This is a genomic window from Algoriphagus sp. AGSA1, from assembly GCF_021390545.1.
Classification (GTDB): domain Bacteria; phylum Bacteroidota; class Bacteroidia; order Cytophagales; family Cyclobacteriaceae; genus Algoriphagus.
In genome coordinates this window covers 1-18,662 of the sequence record NZ_JAJUWR010000029.1, presented here as the reverse complement: position 1 = coordinate 18,662, position 18,662 = coordinate 1, and the positions used below count along the sequence as shown (strand labels likewise).

The following is an 18,662-nucleotide window of genomic DNA, read 5'->3' as shown; positions in this document are numbered from 1 at the left end:
AGATTGTCTTCAAATCGAGTAAAACTTTCCGAACAATTTTGTCCGCTTTCGGGCGAAGGTTAATTGGAAATTGCCGAATGAGATCGACAAAACGCTCGTAAAGTTGTCGTCTCAAATCGACAAATTCTTAAAAAACAAAATCCAATGACTTTCATCACAGGATTCTACCCAATTCCTCTGTGCTCTGCCCATGTGAGTGTCTTCACTCCCATGCCAAAAGCCAGTTAGTGAGCACTCACGACGGCAAAAGAAATTGTGGCCTCTGTGTAAACCTCCGCGTTCTCTGTGGTTCAAAACAGAATCATCCTGTGCTCTGCCCATGCGAGTGTCTTCACTCGCATTTTCAAAATACTCATGGACTTCTTTCCCTATCTCAGCTCATTTTGAGGTTAAAAAAAAATCAATTTTCAATGTTCAAGTAAGCCAAAAGTTAGCTTCTGTGTTTCAAATCAATGTGTGTGAAAACCATAACTTTGCTCTTCTTGACGCTGAGGTTTACTTTCGCCCATGCTGGTGTCTCCACTCACATGTCAAAGGCCAGTTAGGAAGCACTAACTGGGGCAATAACAACCTATCTTACTTGGGCAGATCCTGAAAAATATAAAAAACACAAACCAACTAACGTAATGATTCTTTTCATATCTGTTCTGTTTTAATTAAACAATTGGAAATTATCGATGCTATTCGGCCTGCTGAAACAATAGAAACTTTTCCTCATCATAGAATAGATGCAAGCCTTTCGGGGACATCTTGAACGTGACCACTTTATTCATTGTCTCGATATACAATGGACCGTCGAAAAGCTCATTGATTTCAGTAGCATTGCCAAAACTGGAAATCAATAACTGATTATTGCTCATCGAATATTCACCATACGCCTCATTGGTAGAAGTCATGCCTGTGATCGTTCCACTTTCCCCAAAAACAAGGATAAAGTTGTCATCTGAATACGGCTCCACCAGTCTGATTTTCCCGGTCTTTTCGTCAGCAAAACCGAGTAATTTCCACTGAGTCCCCATCAAGGGGAGTGAAGTGTATGCAGGATTTTCGGGAATCCGGTTTAGCGAAACAGTTGCCCCCGGTTCAAGAGGATCTTCACTTTCCTGACAGGATGAAACCATCACCCCTGTGATCAATACCAATAATGTGACCAGTGCCTTCATAAGATCTAAGAATTAGTAATATTATACAGAGGACGATAAGAGTGCACTAAACGCTTCAACAAAACACAAAAACATCCAGGGAGAAAGGAAAACATCTGGAAGAATAGAGGCCTGTGTGGACACAGACCTTGGTGGAGAAAATTGCTATCCAAGACATCTTCAGAGGAATAGTTTTTTACCCCAAGCGGATTCAAATTATCGATTTTCCGTGAGTGAGCTCACGGCGGCAATAGTATTAAGATCAACACCACTAAAAGAGTAGCGTTTTTTTCATACTATATTTTATTTGCTCCTCACCTCAAAAACAATTTTGAACTTTCGATGAAACGGATTATATAGGGCAAATGTGATCCCCTGTTCGAATTCCACAAAGTATTTCCCAGGTGTGAGGGTTTCCCTTTCATGGTAATAAATAGACCAATTATCGAACATGAATGTGTTTTCTCTATTTCCTGTCCAGGACATCAGGATACGCATCTCTCCATTGGCAGGGATAATTCTTCCTGTCCTTGCATCAATTTGCAAAGCAGGGGTTTGCGGAGTGCCGATTTTAATAACATCGCCACCTGGCCTCTCTGGCCCAGGTTCCTCAACTTTATAAACAGTAAACATGTTGTGGTAACTAAACGCACTGTCAAAATACCATGTGACTGTTTCATCTATCAGGTTGACTATGCTGTAATCAAAAAGAATATCTTCCCCCTCCTGAAATATAGTAGTGGCTTTGCCTTCGGAATCTGTCAGATGGAACTCTACTTTTACAGGGGGGCTGGGTGCTTCACTCTCCTGACAGGATAAAACCATCACCCCTGTGATCAATACCAATAATGTGAACAGTGCCTTCATAAGATCTAAGAATTAGAATACTATAGACAGGACGATAAAAGTGCACTAAACGCTTCAACAAAACACAAAAACATCCAGGGAGAAAGGAAAACATCTGGAAGAATAGAGGCCTGTGTGGACACAGACCTTGGTGGAGAAATTTACTGACGCTGAGGTTTACTTTCGCCCACGTGAGTGTCTTCACTCACATGTCAAAGGCCAGTTAGTCAGACACTAACTCGAGAGAAGAAAAAATGTCGTGAGTGAGGACACTCACGACGGCAAAACTCTCTGCGTTTTCTTTGCGGAATGATTAAAGTTGTCGTGAGTGAGACACTCACAACGACAACGGAAAAAAGGTTTAATACTATTCCATTATAAATCTTAGAATATGTGAGTGTCTCCACTCACATATTCTGTTTAAAATGCAAATTAGGCAAAAGTCTTGTTGCATTGGAAAGTCGTCAGTGACAAAATAGGCCGAAGACTCTTTGTGCCTCTTCGCGCTCTTTGCGGCTTATCTTCACCCTCCAAACTTCCCTTTGAGCGCAGCCAATTTATCGGCCATTGTGCCTTCGGGTTCCTGACGCTGAGGTTTGGATGCTGGCCTTTTCTCCGATGACCGGGATTTGGAATCCCGGATCCGCTCCGCAAAAGGATCTGACTTCATACTCAAACCGATTCTTTTACGAGGGATATCCACTTCCATCACCGTGACCTGCACTTTTTGATTGACAGAAACAATCTCATTGGGATCCTTCACATACCTGTCTGCCAAATGACTCAAATGCACCAAACCATCCTGGTGCACTCCCACATCCACAAATGCTCCAAAAGCCGTGATATTCGTCACTACACCCGGCAGTTTCATGCCGACTTTCAGATCCGACATGCTGTTCACACTTTCTTCGAAAGCAAATACCTCAAAACTCTCGCGGGGATCTCTTCCCGGCTTGGCCAGTTCCTCCAAAATATCCTGCAGCGTAGGCAAACCAACGGATTCTGAAACATAATTTTTTAGGGAAATCCTATTTCTCAAGTCCTCCGAACTCATCAAATCTGAAACGGACGCGTTCACATCCTTGGCCATCTGCTCCACCAATGCATAGCGCTCGGGGTGTACAGCAGAGGAATCCAGTGGATGTTTAGCCTTACTTATTCTCAAGAAACCCGCAGCTTGCTCAAATGCCTTATCACCAAGTCTAGGGACTTTTTTGAGTTGTGCCCGGCTTTTGAAAGGGCCGTTTTCATTTCTGAACTCCACAATATTCTGAGCCAAAGTCGGTCCCAGACCAGAGACATAAGTCAGCAGTTGCTTCGATGCAAGATTTACTTCTACCCCTACTCCGTTTACCGCGGACATCACGGTATCATCCAGTGCATTTTTCAAGGCATTCTGATCCACGTCATGCTGATACTGCCCCACTCCGATAGACTTAGGGTCTATTTTTACCAATTCCGCCAAAGGATCCATGAGCCTACGACCAATGGAAACAGCTCCCCTAACGGTCAAATCAAGATCAGGAAATTCTTCCCGAGCTACATCAGAAGCGGAATAAATAGATGCCCCGGATTCGTTTACCATAGTCACAATCACTGATTTTGACAGGCCCAAGCTCTTTACAAAAGCTTCCGTCTCACGTCCCGCAGTTCCATTACCTATCGCTATAGCTTCAATCCCAAATTTCTCTGCCAAGCCCTTTATCGTCATACCTGCTTCCGCACTTCTGCGTTGCGGCTCATGCGGATAGATCGCCTCATAGTGGAGAAACTGCCCTTGAGGTCCAAGGCACACCAGTTTGCACCCTGTACGGAAACCCGGATCAATCGCCATCACCGACTTTTCTCCCAAAGGAGCTCCAAGAAGCAATTGACGCAGATTTTCGGTAAATACCTTGATCGCCTCTTCGTCCGCTTTACGCTTAGTAAGTAGGCGAACTTCGGTCTCCATGCTGGGTTTCAGTAGTCTTCTATAACAATCCTTGATTGCCAGTTTCACCTGCTCCACGGATGAATTTGCGGCATCAGCCAGAATCATTTTCTCCATTTGATAGATTGCTGAAGCTTCTTCTGGAACTGAGTCGAGCATCAGAAAAAGTTCTTTTTCCCCTCTTCTCATTGCCAAAACCCGGTGAGAAGGCGCAGTTTTTATAGGCTCAGACCAATCAAAATAATCCTTGTACTTTATCGCTTCCTGCTCTTTGCCCGGCAGGACTTTCGACGAAAAGACTCCTTCTTCAAGAAAAAGCTTACGCATCCTTTCACGTAACTCAGCCTTTTCGTTGATCCACTCAGCCATGATATCACGGGCGCCTTGGAGGGCTTCATCTATTGAATTCACTTCTTTGGAAGCATCTACAAACTTCTCGGCTTCAAACAGCAGATCAATAGTTTTCTGCTCAAAAATCTGCTCTGCCAGTGGCTCCAAACCTTTCTCTCTGGCGATTGTGGCTTTAGTCCGACGTTTTGGCTTGTATGGCAAATAGATATCTTCCAGCTTGGACATGGTCTCGGCTGCTTCTACTTTCTGTTTCAGGTCCTGAGTCAGTTTTCCCTGCTCATCGATGGATTTCAGGATTGCTTCTTTTCGTTTTGCCAACTCTCTCAACTGCAAAACCCGGTCTCTAATCGCAGCCACCTGCACCTCGTCCAATTCGCCGGTGGCTTCTTTTCTATATCGGGAAATAAAAGGCACTGTACCGCCTTCATCCAGCAATTGCACCGTGGCATCTACCTGATGTGGTTTGATTTGGAGTTCAGCGGCTATTTGTACTTCGTAGTTCATAAGCTAAAGAAAATTCTAATCTAAATTTGAGACGCAAGTTAAACCTCCTTTTGGAGACAAAAAGTAAGAAATGTGAGAGTTGTCACTAAGCGTCTGATTTTAAGATTGTAAAATTGGATGTTCTTAAAATTGAAAAATTTGCGCGCTTTTTTGAATTCCGGTCATTGGTAGCGAAGTCGAAGCCGAGTTCTCGACTCCGAAAGCTGCACGGGACTCTCGAACTGACAAACCTTAGTATTAAAATTTGAGCATAATGACGGAAGTCCAGGAAATCTCGTAAATCGTATTTCGTAAATCATACTTCTACATGAACTGGAAAAAAGAAATCAAAAGCTGGGGAATTATGCTCAGCGTTATTGCACTTTTATATTTCACAGGGCTTTTGCCTGTGATCATAGGCGGATTACAGTCTGTGTTGCTCTCCACAGGACTCATCAAGCCCAAGATCGAAATCCCCGACCTGACCGACCAGCAATTTGACTATAGGGGGAAATTCCTGACATTTAATGGTGAGGAGATCGACTTGGAAAGTTACCGCAACAAAACTCTTTTCATCAATCTATGGGCTTCCTGGTGCGGACCATGCCGGGCTGAAATGCCGCATATTGCTGAGCTATACAAATCCCTTCAATACGAACCCGATCTTGCATTTTTGCTTGTAGGAATAGACAGTGACATCAAAAAAAGCCAAGGGTTTATTGATGGGAAAAGTTGGACATTTCCCACTGCGCATGCGAGTTTTGGGCTGAATAAAAGTCTGCAAAGCCAGTCGATTCCCACGACTTTGGTAGTGAACCCTGAAGGGAAAATTGTTTTTTATCAGGAAGGAATGAGCAATTTCAACACGGAGGAATTTAAGAATTTCCTGATTTCCCAGTGAAAAAATGTCCAAATCTCCGGCACTCATTCGTATGGGTAGAGTAGAAATCATCATGTAGGTCAGTAGGGTAAATCCCAAAATTAAAGCAGTAGCTGAAATCCTGTTCTTTCCCTTAGAATCTCTACAAATTTCACCGAAAACTGTCAAAAAAGCACCTTTGAGCCTCCACAACGGTATTTTTGATGGAATTAGGTTGGCGACTTCAAAGATTTGTCGTAATCTTATTTTTTGACCCAGAATAACTATGAAATCGAGCATAACGCGAACGACACCGAGTGGGGTGATTTTAATCCTGCGGGATTCCACCTGTCAGCAGGCAGGCAGGTGTGGCTATATAGTATCAAGTATAATCACATGCAAAAAGTACTTTCTAAGCATACTGCTTTCAGCCATCCTATATAATTACACTTTAGCCCAATCTCCTTCAGTACTTTGGTATAATCAGCCCGCTGTAGAATGGGAAGAAGGTTTGCCTGTAGGAAATGGTCGTCTGGGAGCAATGGTACTGGGGGCACCAGGTCAAGAGCATCTGCAGCTCAACGAAGATTCATTATGGCCTGGAGGATATGAAGATTGGGGTTTGGCAGAAGGTAAAAGAGCAGACCTGGATCAAATCAGAGCCTACTTGCTGGCAGGGGAAAATAAAAAAGCAGACTCTTTGTTGGTTTTGAGATTCTCAAGAAAGGGCGTGACCCGATCACACCAGACCATGGGTGATCTTTGGTTTGATTTTGACTGGTCAGAAACGACCAATTATAGAAGGAGTCTTAATCTTGAGACTGCTATTGTACATACCAAATTCAACAGTGATGGATACGAAGTGAGCCAGGAAGAAATCGCCTCGGCCCCTGATAATGCCATAATCATGCGGTTCAAGACAAATCATCCTGAAGGCTTCAACGGAAAAATCACCTTGAGCCGGCCAGAGGACAATGGCTTTGCAACAGCAAAGACCACTGCCCTAAATGACAGTCAGCTGGAAATGTCCGGCATGATCACCCAGCGTGGGGGGCAGTTGGACTCAAAACCCACCGAAATATTACAGGGAGTAAAGTTCCGTACCTTACTTATCGCACAAAATCAGTCTGGTGATATCACCACCTCAGATTCTTCCCTTGTAATTTCAGGTGTACGGGATTTTATGCTGAAACTGGTCTCAGAAACCTCCTTTTATCATGAGGACTTCGAGGCAGAAGCCGGACGGCAATTGGAAAAAATCCAGTTGAAAAGCTGGGGAGAAATGCTGCACTCACATCAGAAGGAATATGCGTTCTGGTTTGATCGGATGAAACTGGATCTTGGGTCGGTAGAACCCGACAACATCCCAACTGACCAAAGAATAGAGCGGGTTAAAGAAGGGACTACTGATCTGCACCTGGAGAAAATACTTTTTGACTATGGCAGATATTTACTGATCTCATCGAGCCGCCCCGGCACCAACCCAGCAAACCTACAAGGGATATGGAACAAGCACATTGCGGCTCCCTGGAATGCGGATTACCATGTAAACATCAACCTACAAATGAATTATTGGCCGGCTGATGTGACGGGGCTAGGTAGCTTAAACCAACCTCTTTTTGATTTCATCGACGGAGTAATAGCTAACGGGGAAAATGCCGCCCGGGAGAACTTTGACATGGCAGGGACTATGGTTCCCCATACCACCGATCTTTGGCAGGTAGCTTTTTTGCGTGCGGCCACCGCCTATTGGGGAGGCTGGATCGGAGCCGGTGGATGGATAGGAAGGCACTATTGGGACCATTATCTATTTACCCAGGACAAAAAATTCCTGGAGGAGCGGGCTTATCCGGCCATGGAGAACATCTCCGCATTCTATTCTGACTGGCTGGTGGAATACCCACAGGACGGGACTTTGGTATCCTCACCGTCCACCTCTCCAGAAAACCAGTTTATCAACTCTAAGGGCGAAAATGTAGCTACGACGATGGGGGCAGCCATGGATCAGCAGATTATAGCAGATGTATTCAGCAATTATCTAAAAGCCGCGGAAATTCTCGGAAAAGAGAGCTGGCTTAAGGAAAAAGTGAAGGTTCAATTGGCAAAGCTGCGGCCGGGGGTACAGATCGCAGATGACGGAAGAATCCTGGAATGGGACCAGCCCTATGAAGAGTATGAACCTGGTCACAGACATGTGTCTCATCTATACGCTTTTCACCCAGGAGATGCCATTACCCAAAGTAAAACTCCAGAAGCGTTTGCAGCAGCTAGAAAAACGCTGGAGTACAGGCTGGCAAATGGTGGGGCCGGCACCGGCTGGTCACGTGCCTGGCTGATAAATTTCTCTGCAAGGCTCCTGGATGGTGAGATGGCCCATGAGCATATTCAAAAACTACTTTCCCAATCCATTTACACTAATCTTTTCGACGCCCATCCCCCATTTCAAATAGACGGCAATTTTGGTTACACAGCGGGAGTGGCTGAAATGCTTATTCAATCTCATGAAGATGGTCTGGTCAGGCTTCTTCCTGCCTTGCCGAAGGCATGGAAAAATGGAAGTGCATCAGGGCTAAAGGCCAGGGGCAATTTCACCGTGGATATGAGCTGGAACGGGGGAAAACTGAAATTTTACAGGATCACTGCAGGATCCAGTGGTAAAATCATGATCTTGTATGATGGCTCTGAAATGGATCTTGATCTTGATCAAGGACAAAGTTTTGAGATAGAATTATAGTATCATGCCCATAAGACTGAAATCACTGAGCGTTCGGAAAACGGGTATCCGTCGAAACAATCCTTAAATCCCGGCAATGGTAAGAAACTTTATCACACTGATTACCTTAGCTGTTTTTGTATGGCTTGTTTGGTCCTTTTCAGGCAGAAACACCCCTCTGAAAAGTCCAGATGGGTATATTTCGGTAGTAGAGGAAATCAATCTTGCTGACACACTGTCGAGGAATATCTTAGGGGTACAGCCCTATATGGAAGTATCAGATTATTTTAACCAGGCAGTATTCAAAGAAAAACTAAAGAAATATATAATAGCATCAAGTGCCAAAGGATTGATCAGGAAAAACACCTTGATAGTTTACCCCGAATCGATTGGGACCTGGCTTTTTTTGATCAATGAAAAACACAACCTCGCTGAGAAAAAACAGCTTCATAAGGTTTTGAGAGCAATTGCTTTTAGCAACGCCTTTGATTTTCTACTGGGATACATCAAAACCGGGGATGAGTCAAACAAGGAGTTTTCGTCTATCATCCGTATGAAAGCAAAATCCATGGCCAAGGCATATTTCGAAACATTCGGTGAACTGGCTATAGAGACTAACTCATACTTGCTGGCAGGCTCTATAGTACTACCTGGGCCTAAAGTAATGAACGGTGAAATCTATGTAGATCTCAACGGCTCCCTTCGAAATGCTTCTTTTTTGTTTGGCCCGGATGGAAAAGTTGTGGGAGACCCCATCTTTAAAACATTTCCACACTCAGCTGAAAGCACCTACTTCAGTTTCCCCGACTCTGCCGACTCACAGGTTTTTAATTTGCCATTTGCAAAAACAGCGGTGATTCTAGGATATGATTCATGGTTTGATCAAGCCTATGAAAGTGCTAAATCAAATGATGCGGAAGTTATCATAAACCCCTCTTTTCTAAGTGGAAACCATTCTTTACTTTCAAAATGGCAAGACTTTGATGGAATTCATGAACCTAAGAATCTGGATCCTGCTGATGCAGGGGTACTTACCATCAAGGACGCATGGGAGAAATACAGCTTACCTACGCAGCTAAAGGATATGAAATCAAAAGTCGGCCTTACTGTGTTTTTTAATGGAAATCTCTGGGATATGGGTAAAGGAGGGCATCCGATAGTCGTCTATAATGATGAGATCCTTCCCTCTATTCCCGCAGGAAAAGGAGGGATTTGGTCATTAAACTATTAAAACACCCCATATCCGGCATAAGGCACAATCGCAAAAAATAAATTAATCCCCTGACTTTTAAAGATATAGGCTTTCAAAGAGCGAAAAGAAATCACCCTTATAAAGCTACTCGCCCATGGTATAAGTTTTTGTTGTTCAGTAGATTAATAAATCTTATATTAACCTCAAACTCTACTGATGCTATCATGAAAACGTACTCTTTAATTTTGCTGATTTTAGGCATAAGCCACTCTTTTTCCTACTCCCAAGAGGTGCTGGTCCCCACCAAAGAAATTCAGATCAAAACGGCGGTTTTGGCTGCCCCGGAAGAAAAACAGTCAGATGCCAGTGTACTTGGGTATGATCAGAAAGGAGAGTTAACTCTATTGAGGGAAGGAACGAACGAGATGATTTGCCTGGCCGATGATCCTAATGGCAAAGGATTTAGCGTTTCCTGCTACCATTCTGACCTTGAACCTTTTATGAAAAGAGGTAGGGAATTGAAGAAAGAAGGGAAATCCTTTCAGGAAATCTTTGACATAAGGGAATCAGAGGCTAAAAACGGAAAGCTGAAATTGCCCAAAGATGGCGCTACCTTATTTGTACTGACTGCCGATGCGGAACATTATGACTCTACTACGGGGGATGTTTCTGATCCCTTTCTAAGGTATGTGGTCTATTTGCCTTGGGCTACTGCTGAGACCACAGGATTACCACTTAAGCCAAGCTCCGCCGGCATGCCTTGGATTATGGATCCGGGCACACATCGGGCGCATATCATGATTACCCCGGCAAGAGATTGATCTGTAAGTATATAGGGCTTATGCGCTTTAAGACCCTGCTACAGTAATAGCGATTTATCCCTTACTGCGTGCTACCTTACCATCCCGCCAACTTTACAAAAGTTGCCCCATCTCTTAGTCTAGGCCATATCCTAAAGTGCGAAATCATAATTCCTTTATAACTTGTATATCCGCTTTTCTACCAGTAATGAGGCTAATGCAAAATAGAATATGATTTACGCTAGCATTTAGACCGCTCCGGCCACCCTCGGCCTGCCTGTCGGCAAAGGCAGGTCTTCTGTCCGTCTGCGCAAAGAAATCATGGCTACGGCATCATTCCATATATCCATGTAAGGAAATATTATAATTATTTCAAAATAACCTGTCCACATATCCCCCACGGGCACTTTCATTTGAACTGGAAATATGATTGTGCCGTGATCCAACCGAATACATGCTACCGGAAGCATTGATGGTTCGAACCGGATTTTGTATTAAGCTCCGTAGTGAGGATTGTAATTTCAAGATAATGACTTTTTAGAGAAGAGTCCACCGCAGCGGGTATGATATGCCTGACGGAAGTCAGGATTGAAAACAGCAATAGAATGATTGATTTTGAAGCAATCAATGGTTGTAATAACTTGTGCGCCATGGCGTAGAATTGCTAATGCCTAGTTTGGGTTTAAGCAAAAGAAAAAATCTTCAAGATGTTCCGTTTCGGATTTACAAACTGGGTATCCCCAACTCAAACTGTGTATAATGCAGACAAGTAAAAATATCACCTCGCAATTAAAAGGCATAACGATTGCTTAATTCCCTATAAACCAACCAATTCTGAAAAAAACATCAATATACATTCTACGAAATCCAAAGAATAAGCAATAAGTCAATTAAAAAAACGCATACTTTATAGTTTAAACACATCTAAAAGTATTTAGCAAATTCGGAATGGAACTTGTAAACTTAATTTGGTGCTTTTATTTTGAAAATAAAGTCCCTCCTGATAAAAAACAAACAATCCTAGCCCAAGTTAACCCACTAAAATAAATCCCCCTTAATATCGCCCTTTTACTTATTCTAAAACTCACCCTAAATCAAGAGCAAGTGATTTTTCACGCATTAAACACCACTGTTCGAAAGACAACTACGATGAAATATCCTAATGATTTTCAATTAATCCGCCCTAATATAGGGCAGGGAGAAGATACTATTGACAGTTTTTCTCTCCTAACCAGTATAATTAATGACTTAAACTACGCTACATTTAAATTTCGCCTAGCAAACTCCCTTCCTATAATAATCGGTGATTTCGACACTGTCAAAGACTGTCTTAAGGAATTTATTATAAAGGCTATTACTAATTTCTCTGGGTTTCGGGGAACATGTCATATACTATTTAGAGAAGATTTGGAATCATCTTTTCTTGGATATTTCATAGAAGAATCAGAAGAGACCGGAGCATCAGAAGACGAAAACCATTTAGCGGATTTAGTCGATGTTATCTATAGGTTTAATTTAGGTATCTGCCCTGAAATCCAAATTGGATCCAAGCAGCAAATAACCGAGAGCGACACATCTTCTTTCTGATGTTCTGATAGCATATCAACTAACTGGTCAGCAGTATATCCAAGATTAACTGCCTAATATTCTGTAATTTTAAATTCCGTCCTCCTATTTTCCTGATGTTGCTCTTCTGTACACGCCACATTATCCGTACAGGAATTCATCAACATTTCTTCCCCGTACCCTATTGGTTGAAGCCTGCTTTGATCGATACCATATTCTATTAGGTAAGCGATTGCGGACTTAGCCCTTTTATCGGAAAGTTTGAGGTTATAGGCATTTGTGCCTCTGGAATCAGTATGTGAATGGAGTTCGATTTTAATTGTAGGATTGTCTTTTAAAATCTTGACCAGTCTATCCAGTTCAGGTTTGGCATCTTCTCTTATATCCCATTTATCAAAATCATAGTAGATATTCTCCAAGGTATAGGTCTTCCCTACAGCTATTTTATCCAAATAGATATCGCGGACGATTACGGAATCACGGATTTGGGCTGCGGTAGGAACAAGAATATCCCCGCTGCTACCGGTTAAATATCCGGTCTTCTTTCCTTCCAAGTGGATCATTTGATCAAATTCCACTTTAAATCTAAAGGAACCTCCTGCTTCTGAAACATAGGTATTCATTACCTGCTTATCATTATTAAACAGTGTAACAACCGCATCATCAAGCTTTTCCCCAGTTTCCTTGTCTATTACCAAACCTTTTATCACCAGATCCTTTTGAACATACAAATCCGCAAAATAGATATCATCCAGTCCTTTTCCCCCTATCCTATCAGAAGAATAAACCGCTTGGGTATCACTTCCAGGCAGTAAAGAGAGCCCAAAATCATCCCTATTGGAATTGATCGGACTTCCCAGGTTTTCAGGTTCCGTGTATTCCCCATTCTCAAGTTTCACCCTGAAAATATCCAATCCCCCAAGACCTGCATGACCGTTACTGGAGAAATAAAGGACTCCATTCTTATCCAAAAATGGAGTCCTCTCGTCTCCGGGGGTATTTACCACATCACCTAGGTTAATCGGGGCAGTCCATGCTCCTTCCTTCCAATCTGAATAATACAAATCAGCCTGACCACTTCCACCAGGCATATCTGAGGAAAAATAGAGTCGGAGAGAAGATGCATCGAAAAAAGGGTCGGATACTGAGTAAGAAAACGGCGCATTGAATGGCAGTGGTCTAAAGTTATCCATACTGAAACTTCCGGTATCTAAGGCAAAAAACAACTCAGGAAACAAGGTATAATCCCTGGAAGATCCGGAATCAGACTTGTTATGCTTCTGAACTTGCGTAAAAACCAAGAACAGATTGTCCTTTTTCTTAAATAATGGCCCTACGTGAAGATTTCCGTCCAACACCTCAGACCTGACAGGGGAGTCGATTGCCTCATTCTTTTTGCTGTCCCAAGCGGATTCATACATCTTTAGAAAACCGTTTCCTGTCCAGCCATACACATCGCTTTTAAGTGCATTATTCGGATCTACGCGTACTTTATCAGGCATTAATCTATCCGAAGTGAAATGAAGTACGGTATCGTCAGAAATCAGTGGGCCAAATTCAGAAAAAGGAGAATTAACCTCAGGAACAGGTCTAACAGAAGATTCTGTCGATTTATTCAGGAAAGCTTTACCTCCCAGAGCGGTCTTCCAGATCAGTCCCAACTCAGGATTGGTCCGTGCGGAATCCAATTGACTAAGTATATTGGTAGCTTCCGAATACTTCGAGTTGGCAATCAACGCTTCAGCAAAGGGCTTAAGGTCGTCCTCTTCAAGATCGCCATCTCTTTCCAGCCTTGTGTACCACTCCTCCGCCTGTTCAAAATTCCTTACCTTGGAATAAGCCTGAGCCAACCCTCGGGCTGTCTCAGGCTCGGGTGATTCGTTCCAACTTTCGAGAAATTTATCTATTCCTACAGAGTAATTGAGGTTTTCGGTTTGCTTTATGCCTTCCATATATTTCTTATAGGATAAAGGCTTACAGGAAACCAAGCAAACAATCAAGAAACAGGTAAAGTAGAGTATTCTTTTCATGGGGGTATCTTTTTCTTAAAAAAATCGTGGACTAACCAATCGTACTCGCTTGGGAGGAAATAAATAAGCAATGGATATATCATGGGTAGTAAATGCTCCTACTGAAAATCCTGATATCGTATGGTCATAGGCATATCCGAATCTTAAACCTTCACGAAGTTGCACCTGAACCATGCCCAGCACGGCTGTGGATTTCTTTAAACCTGGATCTATATCTCTCCCAGGCATATCTACACCGAATCTATAGCCTCCGCCTAACCAAAACATATCATTCAGGATCAAAGCAGCGTTGATATCCATCCTTGCCGGCGCTTTGAAATCATCCATATACATGATAGAGGGCACCAGGGAGAAATTGTAATTCAGATCAAAATGATATCCTCCCGTAAGATATAGATGTGGAGCAGGCTTGACCATAACATCTCCTCTATCAAAATCCACTACAGAAGAAAGCATCTGATCCGAAGCCAAGCCTATGTAATATTTTTCATCATAGAGAAATAATCCGACCTTCAAATCTGGATAAGTCATCCTCTCTCTGCTTGCCGGAATAGACGGATCATCAGCTATGTCAGGATTTAGCATAGAACCATCCAACTGGGAGTTAACCACACCTGCACCCACACCAAAACTCAGATATTTAGTATCGCTAAGTCTCAAGTGATAGGCGAGGTTACCGTAGGCAGCTACTGTCCTTTGGGCACCGAGTTTATCAGTGAGGAATTGTCCTCCTAGCCCAAGTTTGGAATCTTCCAAATAGGTATCTCCGGCAACTGCAAAGGTTTCAGGACTTCCTGTAACCCCAGTCCACTGCTTTCTATAGTAAGATTGCAGATAAAGCTGCTGTTTATAACCTGCATAGGCAGGATTGATAAACACAGGATTAAAAATGTATTGGCTGTACTGGGGCACCTGCTGCCCAAAGCTATCGCTAAGGGACAGAAGCAGGCATCCAGTGAGCAAAGTAATTACCTTAAATAGTTTCATCTTGCTTACTTAATTATAGTTACGTATCCTGTCATTGTATGACTTACTCCCTGAACATCCCTTAATTGGAATTGGTAGAAATAAGTCCCTCCGGTTAGATTGTCACCGTTCCAGTCATTTTGATAATTGGTAGAGCTGTAAACTTCCATGCCCCAACGGTTGACTACAATCAGTTCATTTTGCGGGAAGAATTCCTCTAGGCCTCTGATCACCCATGTATCATTGATCCCGTCTCCATTTGGCGTAAAGACATTCGGGATCTCAAACACCAACTGCTCGTGACTCACAGTGTCCGTGTTATCGGAAGGTTCCAGCTCCTCATCCTCCGATTCTGCAGTCGCAGTATTGGAAACAACACCTTCAGAAACGGCTGTCACACGGATTGTCATAGTCTCCACTGCCAATGGATCCACGGTAGGAATATTCCAGGTTAATGTTCTCGTATCCTGATTATAAGAAACTGAACCCGAAGTCACATCAGCTCCAAGATATTCTACCGCTCCAGAGAGGATATCTGTTACGACTACATTGTTGCCAGTATTCTCAGAATTGTTTGTGAGCGTGAGCTTGTACTCAAATACTGAGTTTACCTGGATCAGACTTGCAGAGACTTCTTTGTCAAGTACCAGATCGACTTCATTGACCGGATCTTCAATGGTAACCGGATCTGTTTCGTCGCTATCATCCGGGAAGTTATCCCCCACCACTGTCACTTTATTGACAATAGAACCTTCTTCGGCCATTACCATCACTATAAGTTCAAGCGAAATAGACTCTCCCGCACCCAGACTCTCTACTGTCCAAGTAATGACATCCTCGCTTACCGTAGCTTCAGGGCTAGTCTCAACCAACAGGGTTCCCTGTGGTAAAGTATCTGTTACAACTATTCCAGTGGCAATGTTATCTCCAAGATTCTCAAGCAAGATTGTGTAAGTAATCATCTCACCCGGAACAACTGAACTGACATCTTGAGTCTTGGTAATGTTGATATCCGTAGGGCTATCTATTACTTCCACTCCATCTCCAGGATCAGACTCTGTAGGATCCTCACCATCATCAGGTAGATCCACTACCGCGGTGTTGAAGATAACATCTCCTACTTCCACCTCATCAGTTACCTGTGCAAGAAGGGTCAACTCAATGTTTTGTCCTGGGGCAAGTGAAGGAATTATCCATGTCACCACTCCATTAGCAAACATTCCTCCTTGGTCAGATTCCACATACATCAACCCTACCGGAAGAGTATCTGTCACCTGAATCTCTTCTTTTACAAGACTGGAAACATTGCTGACTTTAATTGTATAAGTGATAACATCCCCAATTTTGGCTTCTGAGACATCTGATACTTTCTCTATAGTGAAGGATAAAGGATCAACTACCTCTACCACCTCAGGATCAGATTCTTTTGGAGTATCAGGATCATCAGGACTGGTCACCACCGCTACGTTGCTAATCATAGTGCCAGCTGTGATATCCGCCGGTACACTTACAGTCAGCACCAGATCCATCGAAGTATTGGCCGGGATAGAAGGAATAGACCAAGTAACGGTTCCATTATCAAACGAGCCTCCATCACTTGCTGACACAAATGTCAGCTCATTAGCCAGCTCATCACTTACCACTACATCGCTCATTGTGACAGAGGCTGTATTGACAATACTGATCGTGTAGGTTATTTCACCTCCCGGTAATACCGTAGGACTCGCTGCTGCTTTGGAAATCTGAAGTCCATCATTCAGATCACACAATGTAAGTGCAACTGTGACACTAACTCTTTCCACACTTTCGCAACCAGTCATAGGATCTGTTTGAGAGGCGTAATAAGTCATACCATCAACCAGTGGAGATGAAGGATCTAGCTCAAAGCCACCAACTTCAGATTCATACCAGCTAATATTGCTGCCTGTCACATCAAGTGATCCTACAGTAGGGTTATCAGTGTCTCCACAGAATGTTTGAGTAGGATTTGTAACAACCGGAGCCGTAACCGAACGAACCGTTACTGTCAGGTGCGCTGCTTCCTCAGGCTTAGATTCACAAACTTCATCTCCGGTAACAGTGACATAGTATCTTGTCGTAACTGCCGGACTCACATTCAGATCAATTACTTCTTCAGTAAGTGCTTCATCAGTATAGAATCTAAATACTGGATTTGTTACAGAGTTACTAGTAGCGGTCAGTAAAGTGCTTTCACCTTGACAGATCACCGAATTCATTACCTGAATATCAGAAGAAAGTGCTTCCCTACCTACATTCACTGTCAGTTCGGCAGCATCACCCGCAGCGTTCTCACAAACTCCATCGCCTGTTACGGTTACATAGTAAGTGGTAGTCACCATAGGGCTCACTTCAAGATCCGTGAGCTCAGTGGTCAATGCCGCATCGCTGTAGAATCTGAACACTGGGTTGGTCACTCCAGCAGCAGTGGCAGACAGCATGAAGCTATCCCCCTCGCAGATCGTACCGCCCATGGCGTCTATATCGGCAGCCGTTGCCCTTGGAGCCACGGTCACTACCAGTCCTGCCCCGTCTCCGGATGCATTCTCGCATACATTGTCACCGGTTACGGTCACATAGTAAGTAGTAGTGGTAGCAGGGCTCACATCAAGATCGGTGATCTCGTTGCTCAGTGCGGCATCGCTGTAGAACCTGAACACTGGGTTGGTCACTCCAGCAGCAGTGGCAGTAAGCGTAAAGCTATCCCCCTCGCAGATCGTGCCGCCCATGGCGTCTATATCGGCAGCCGTTGCCCTTGGAGCCACGGTCACTACCAGTTCTGCACCGTCATTCGCCGCGTTCTCGCATACATTGTCACCGGTTACGGTCACGTAGTAAGTGGTGGTCACCATTGGGCTCACTTCAAGATCGGTGATCTCGTTGCTCAGTGCGGCATCGCTGTAGAATCTGAACACTGGGTTGGTCACTCCAGCAGCAGTGGCAGACAGCATGAAGCTGTCCCCCTCGCAGATCGTGCCGCCCATGGCGTCTATATCGGCAGCCGTTGCTCTTGGAGCCACAGTCACTACCAGTTCTGCACCGTCTCCGGACGCATTCTCGCATACATTGTCACCGGTTACGGTCACGTAGTAAGTGGTGGTTACCATAGGGCTCACATTAAGATCGGTAAGCTCATTGGTCAACGCAGCATCGCTGTAGAATCTGAATACAGGATTGGTCACTCCAGCAGCAGTGGCAGACAGCATGAAGCTATCCCCCTCGCAGATCGTGCCGCCCATGGCGTCTATATCAGCTGCCGTTGCTCTTGGAGCCACGGTCACTACCAGTTCTGCCCCGGTATTCGCCACGTTCTCACATACGTTGTCACCCGTTACGGTTACATAGTAAGTGGTAGTCACCATAGGGCTCACATCAAGATCGGTAAGCTCATTGGTCAATGCGGCATCGCTGTAGAATCTGAACACTGGGTTGGTCACTCCAGCAGCAGTGGCAGACAGCATGAAGCTGTCCCCCTCGCAGATCGTGCCGCCCATGGCGTCTATATCGGCAGCCGTTGCTCTTGGAGCCACGGTCACTGTAAGTTCTGCCCCGGCTCCGGACGCATTCTCGCATACATTGTCACCCGTTACGGTCACGTAATAAGTGGTGGTTACCATAGGGCTCACGTTAAGATCCGTGATCTCGTTGCTCAGTGCAGCATCGCTGTAGAATCTGAACACAGGGTTGGTTACAGTTCCGCTTGTGGCAGTAAGCGTGAAGCTCTCGCCTTCGCAGATCGTGCCGCCCATGGCGTCTATATCGGCAG

At 44.1% G+C, this 18,662-nt stretch carries 12 protein-coding genes; 5 read left to right on the top strand and 7 right to left on the bottom strand.

Going from position 1 to position 18,662, the window contains the following annotated elements; all coding sequences use genetic code 11:
* Positions 1-680: 680 nt before the first annotated feature.
* The 3 genes from LZF95_RS20130 to LZF95_RS20120 form a co-directional block, all read right to left on the bottom strand.
* Complete coding sequence (locus LZF95_RS20130; RefSeq protein WP_233756892.1) at positions 681-1,163, bottom strand: hypothetical protein; 483 nt, start codon at positions 1,161-1,163, stop codon at positions 681-683.
* Positions 1,164-1,445: 282 nt separating this feature from the next.
* The gene (locus tag LZF95_RS20125; protein WP_233756891.1) at positions 1,446-2,009 is read right to left on the bottom strand and encodes a hypothetical protein; all 564 of its coding nucleotides are present in this window, start codon (positions 2,007-2,009) and stop codon (positions 1,446-1,448) included.
* Between the two features lie 502 nt (positions 2,010-2,511).
* Entirely contained in the window at positions 2,512-4,773 is a 2,262-nt protein-coding gene (locus tag LZF95_RS20120) for a Tex family protein (protein WP_233756890.1), read from the bottom strand.
* 307 nt (positions 4,774-5,080) lie between these two features.
* Between LZF95_RS20120 and LZF95_RS20115 the strand changes: the two genes are divergently transcribed.
* The 4 genes from LZF95_RS20115 to LZF95_RS20100 all read left to right on the top strand — a co-directional run bounded on the left by LZF95_RS20115 (position 5,081) and on the right by LZF95_RS20100 (position 10,337).
* Positions 5,081-5,653, top strand: coding sequence for a TlpA disulfide reductase family protein (locus LZF95_RS20115; RefSeq protein WP_233756889.1), 573 nt, complete (start codon positions 5,081-5,083; stop codon positions 5,651-5,653).
* A 244-nt stretch (positions 5,654-5,897) separates the two neighbouring features.
* The gene (locus tag LZF95_RS20110) at positions 5,898-8,345 is read left to right on the top strand and encodes a glycoside hydrolase N-terminal domain-containing protein (protein ID WP_233756887.1); all 2,448 of its coding nucleotides are present in this window, start codon (positions 5,898-5,900) and stop codon (positions 8,343-8,345) included.
* A 76-nt stretch (positions 8,346-8,421) separates the two neighbouring features.
* Entirely contained in the window at positions 8,422-9,555 is a 1,134-nt protein-coding gene (locus tag LZF95_RS20105; protein ID WP_233756886.1) for a hypothetical protein, read from the top strand.
* A gap of 185 nt (positions 9,556-9,740) precedes the next feature.
* Positions 9,741-10,337 carry a hypothetical protein gene (locus LZF95_RS20100; RefSeq protein WP_233756884.1) on the top strand — a complete coding sequence of 199 codons (597 nt, stop codon included), beginning with the start codon at positions 9,741-9,743 and terminating at the stop codon, positions 10,335-10,337.
* A 227-nt stretch (positions 10,338-10,564) separates the two neighbouring features.
* Here the strand turns inward: LZF95_RS20100 and LZF95_RS20095 are convergent, their stop codons facing one another.
* A complete protein-coding gene (locus tag LZF95_RS20095) occupies positions 10,565-10,729 on the bottom strand; it encodes a hypothetical protein (protein ID WP_233756882.1) in 165 nt (54 codons plus the stop codon).
* 736 nt (positions 10,730-11,465) lie between these two features.
* Between LZF95_RS20095 and LZF95_RS20090 the strand changes: the two genes are divergently transcribed.
* Positions 11,466-11,903, top strand: coding sequence for a hypothetical protein (locus tag LZF95_RS20090; RefSeq protein WP_233756880.1), 438 nt, complete (start codon positions 11,466-11,468; stop codon positions 11,901-11,903).
* A gap of 53 nt (positions 11,904-11,956) precedes the next feature.
* Here the strand turns inward: LZF95_RS20090 and LZF95_RS20085 are convergent, their stop codons facing one another.
* The 3 genes from LZF95_RS20085 to LZF95_RS20075 form a co-directional block, all read right to left on the bottom strand.
* Positions 11,957-13,912: an OmpA family protein gene (locus tag LZF95_RS20085; RefSeq protein ID WP_233756878.1), complete on the bottom strand. Its 1,956-nt coding sequence runs from the start codon at positions 13,910-13,912 to the stop codon at positions 11,957-11,959.
* Between the two features lie 15 nt (positions 13,913-13,927).
* The gene (locus tag LZF95_RS20080) at positions 13,928-14,899 is read right to left on the bottom strand and encodes a type IX secretion system membrane protein PorP/SprF (RefSeq protein WP_233756877.1); all 972 of its coding nucleotides are present in this window, start codon (positions 14,897-14,899) and stop codon (positions 13,928-13,930) included.
* A gap of 5 nt (positions 14,900-14,904) precedes the next feature.
* On the bottom strand, positions 14,905-18,662 hold a 3,758-nt coding region (locus LZF95_RS20075; protein ID WP_233756876.1), incomplete at its 5' end, for a gliding motility-associated C-terminal domain-containing protein.

Coding starts and splice junctions, on each gene's coding strand:
- LZF95_RS20130 (WP_233756892.1), bottom strand. CDS start 1,163: ATGAAGGCACTGGTCACATTATTGGTATTGATCACAGGGGTGATGGTT.
- LZF95_RS20125 (WP_233756891.1), bottom strand. CDS start 2,009: ATGAAGGCACTGTTCACATTATTGGTATTGATCACAGGGGTGATGGTT.
- LZF95_RS20120 (WP_233756890.1), bottom strand. CDS start 4,773: ATGAACTACGAAGTACAAATAGCCGCTGAACTCCAAATCAAACCACAT.
- LZF95_RS20115 (WP_233756889.1), top strand. CDS start 5,081: ATGAACTGGAAAAAAGAAATCAAAAGCTGGGGAATTATGCTCAGCGTT.
- LZF95_RS20110 (WP_233756887.1), top strand. CDS start 5,898: ATGAAATCGAGCATAACGCGAACGACACCGAGTGGGGTGATTTTAATC.
- LZF95_RS20105 (WP_233756886.1), top strand. CDS start 8,422: ATGGTAAGAAACTTTATCACACTGATTACCTTAGCTGTTTTTGTATGG.
- LZF95_RS20100 (WP_233756884.1), top strand. CDS start 9,741: ATGAAAACGTACTCTTTAATTTTGCTGATTTTAGGCATAAGCCACTCT.
- LZF95_RS20095 (WP_233756882.1), bottom strand. CDS start 10,729: ATGAAAGTGCCCGTGGGGGATATGTGGACAGGTTATTTTGAAATAATT.
- LZF95_RS20090 (WP_233756880.1), top strand. CDS start 11,466: ATGAAATATCCTAATGATTTTCAATTAATCCGCCCTAATATAGGGCAG.
- LZF95_RS20085 (WP_233756878.1), bottom strand. CDS start 13,912: ATGAAAAGAATACTCTACTTTACCTGTTTCTTGATTGTTTGCTTGGTT.
- LZF95_RS20080 (WP_233756877.1), bottom strand. CDS start 14,899: ATGAAACTATTTAAGGTAATTACTTTGCTCACTGGATGCCTGCTTCTG.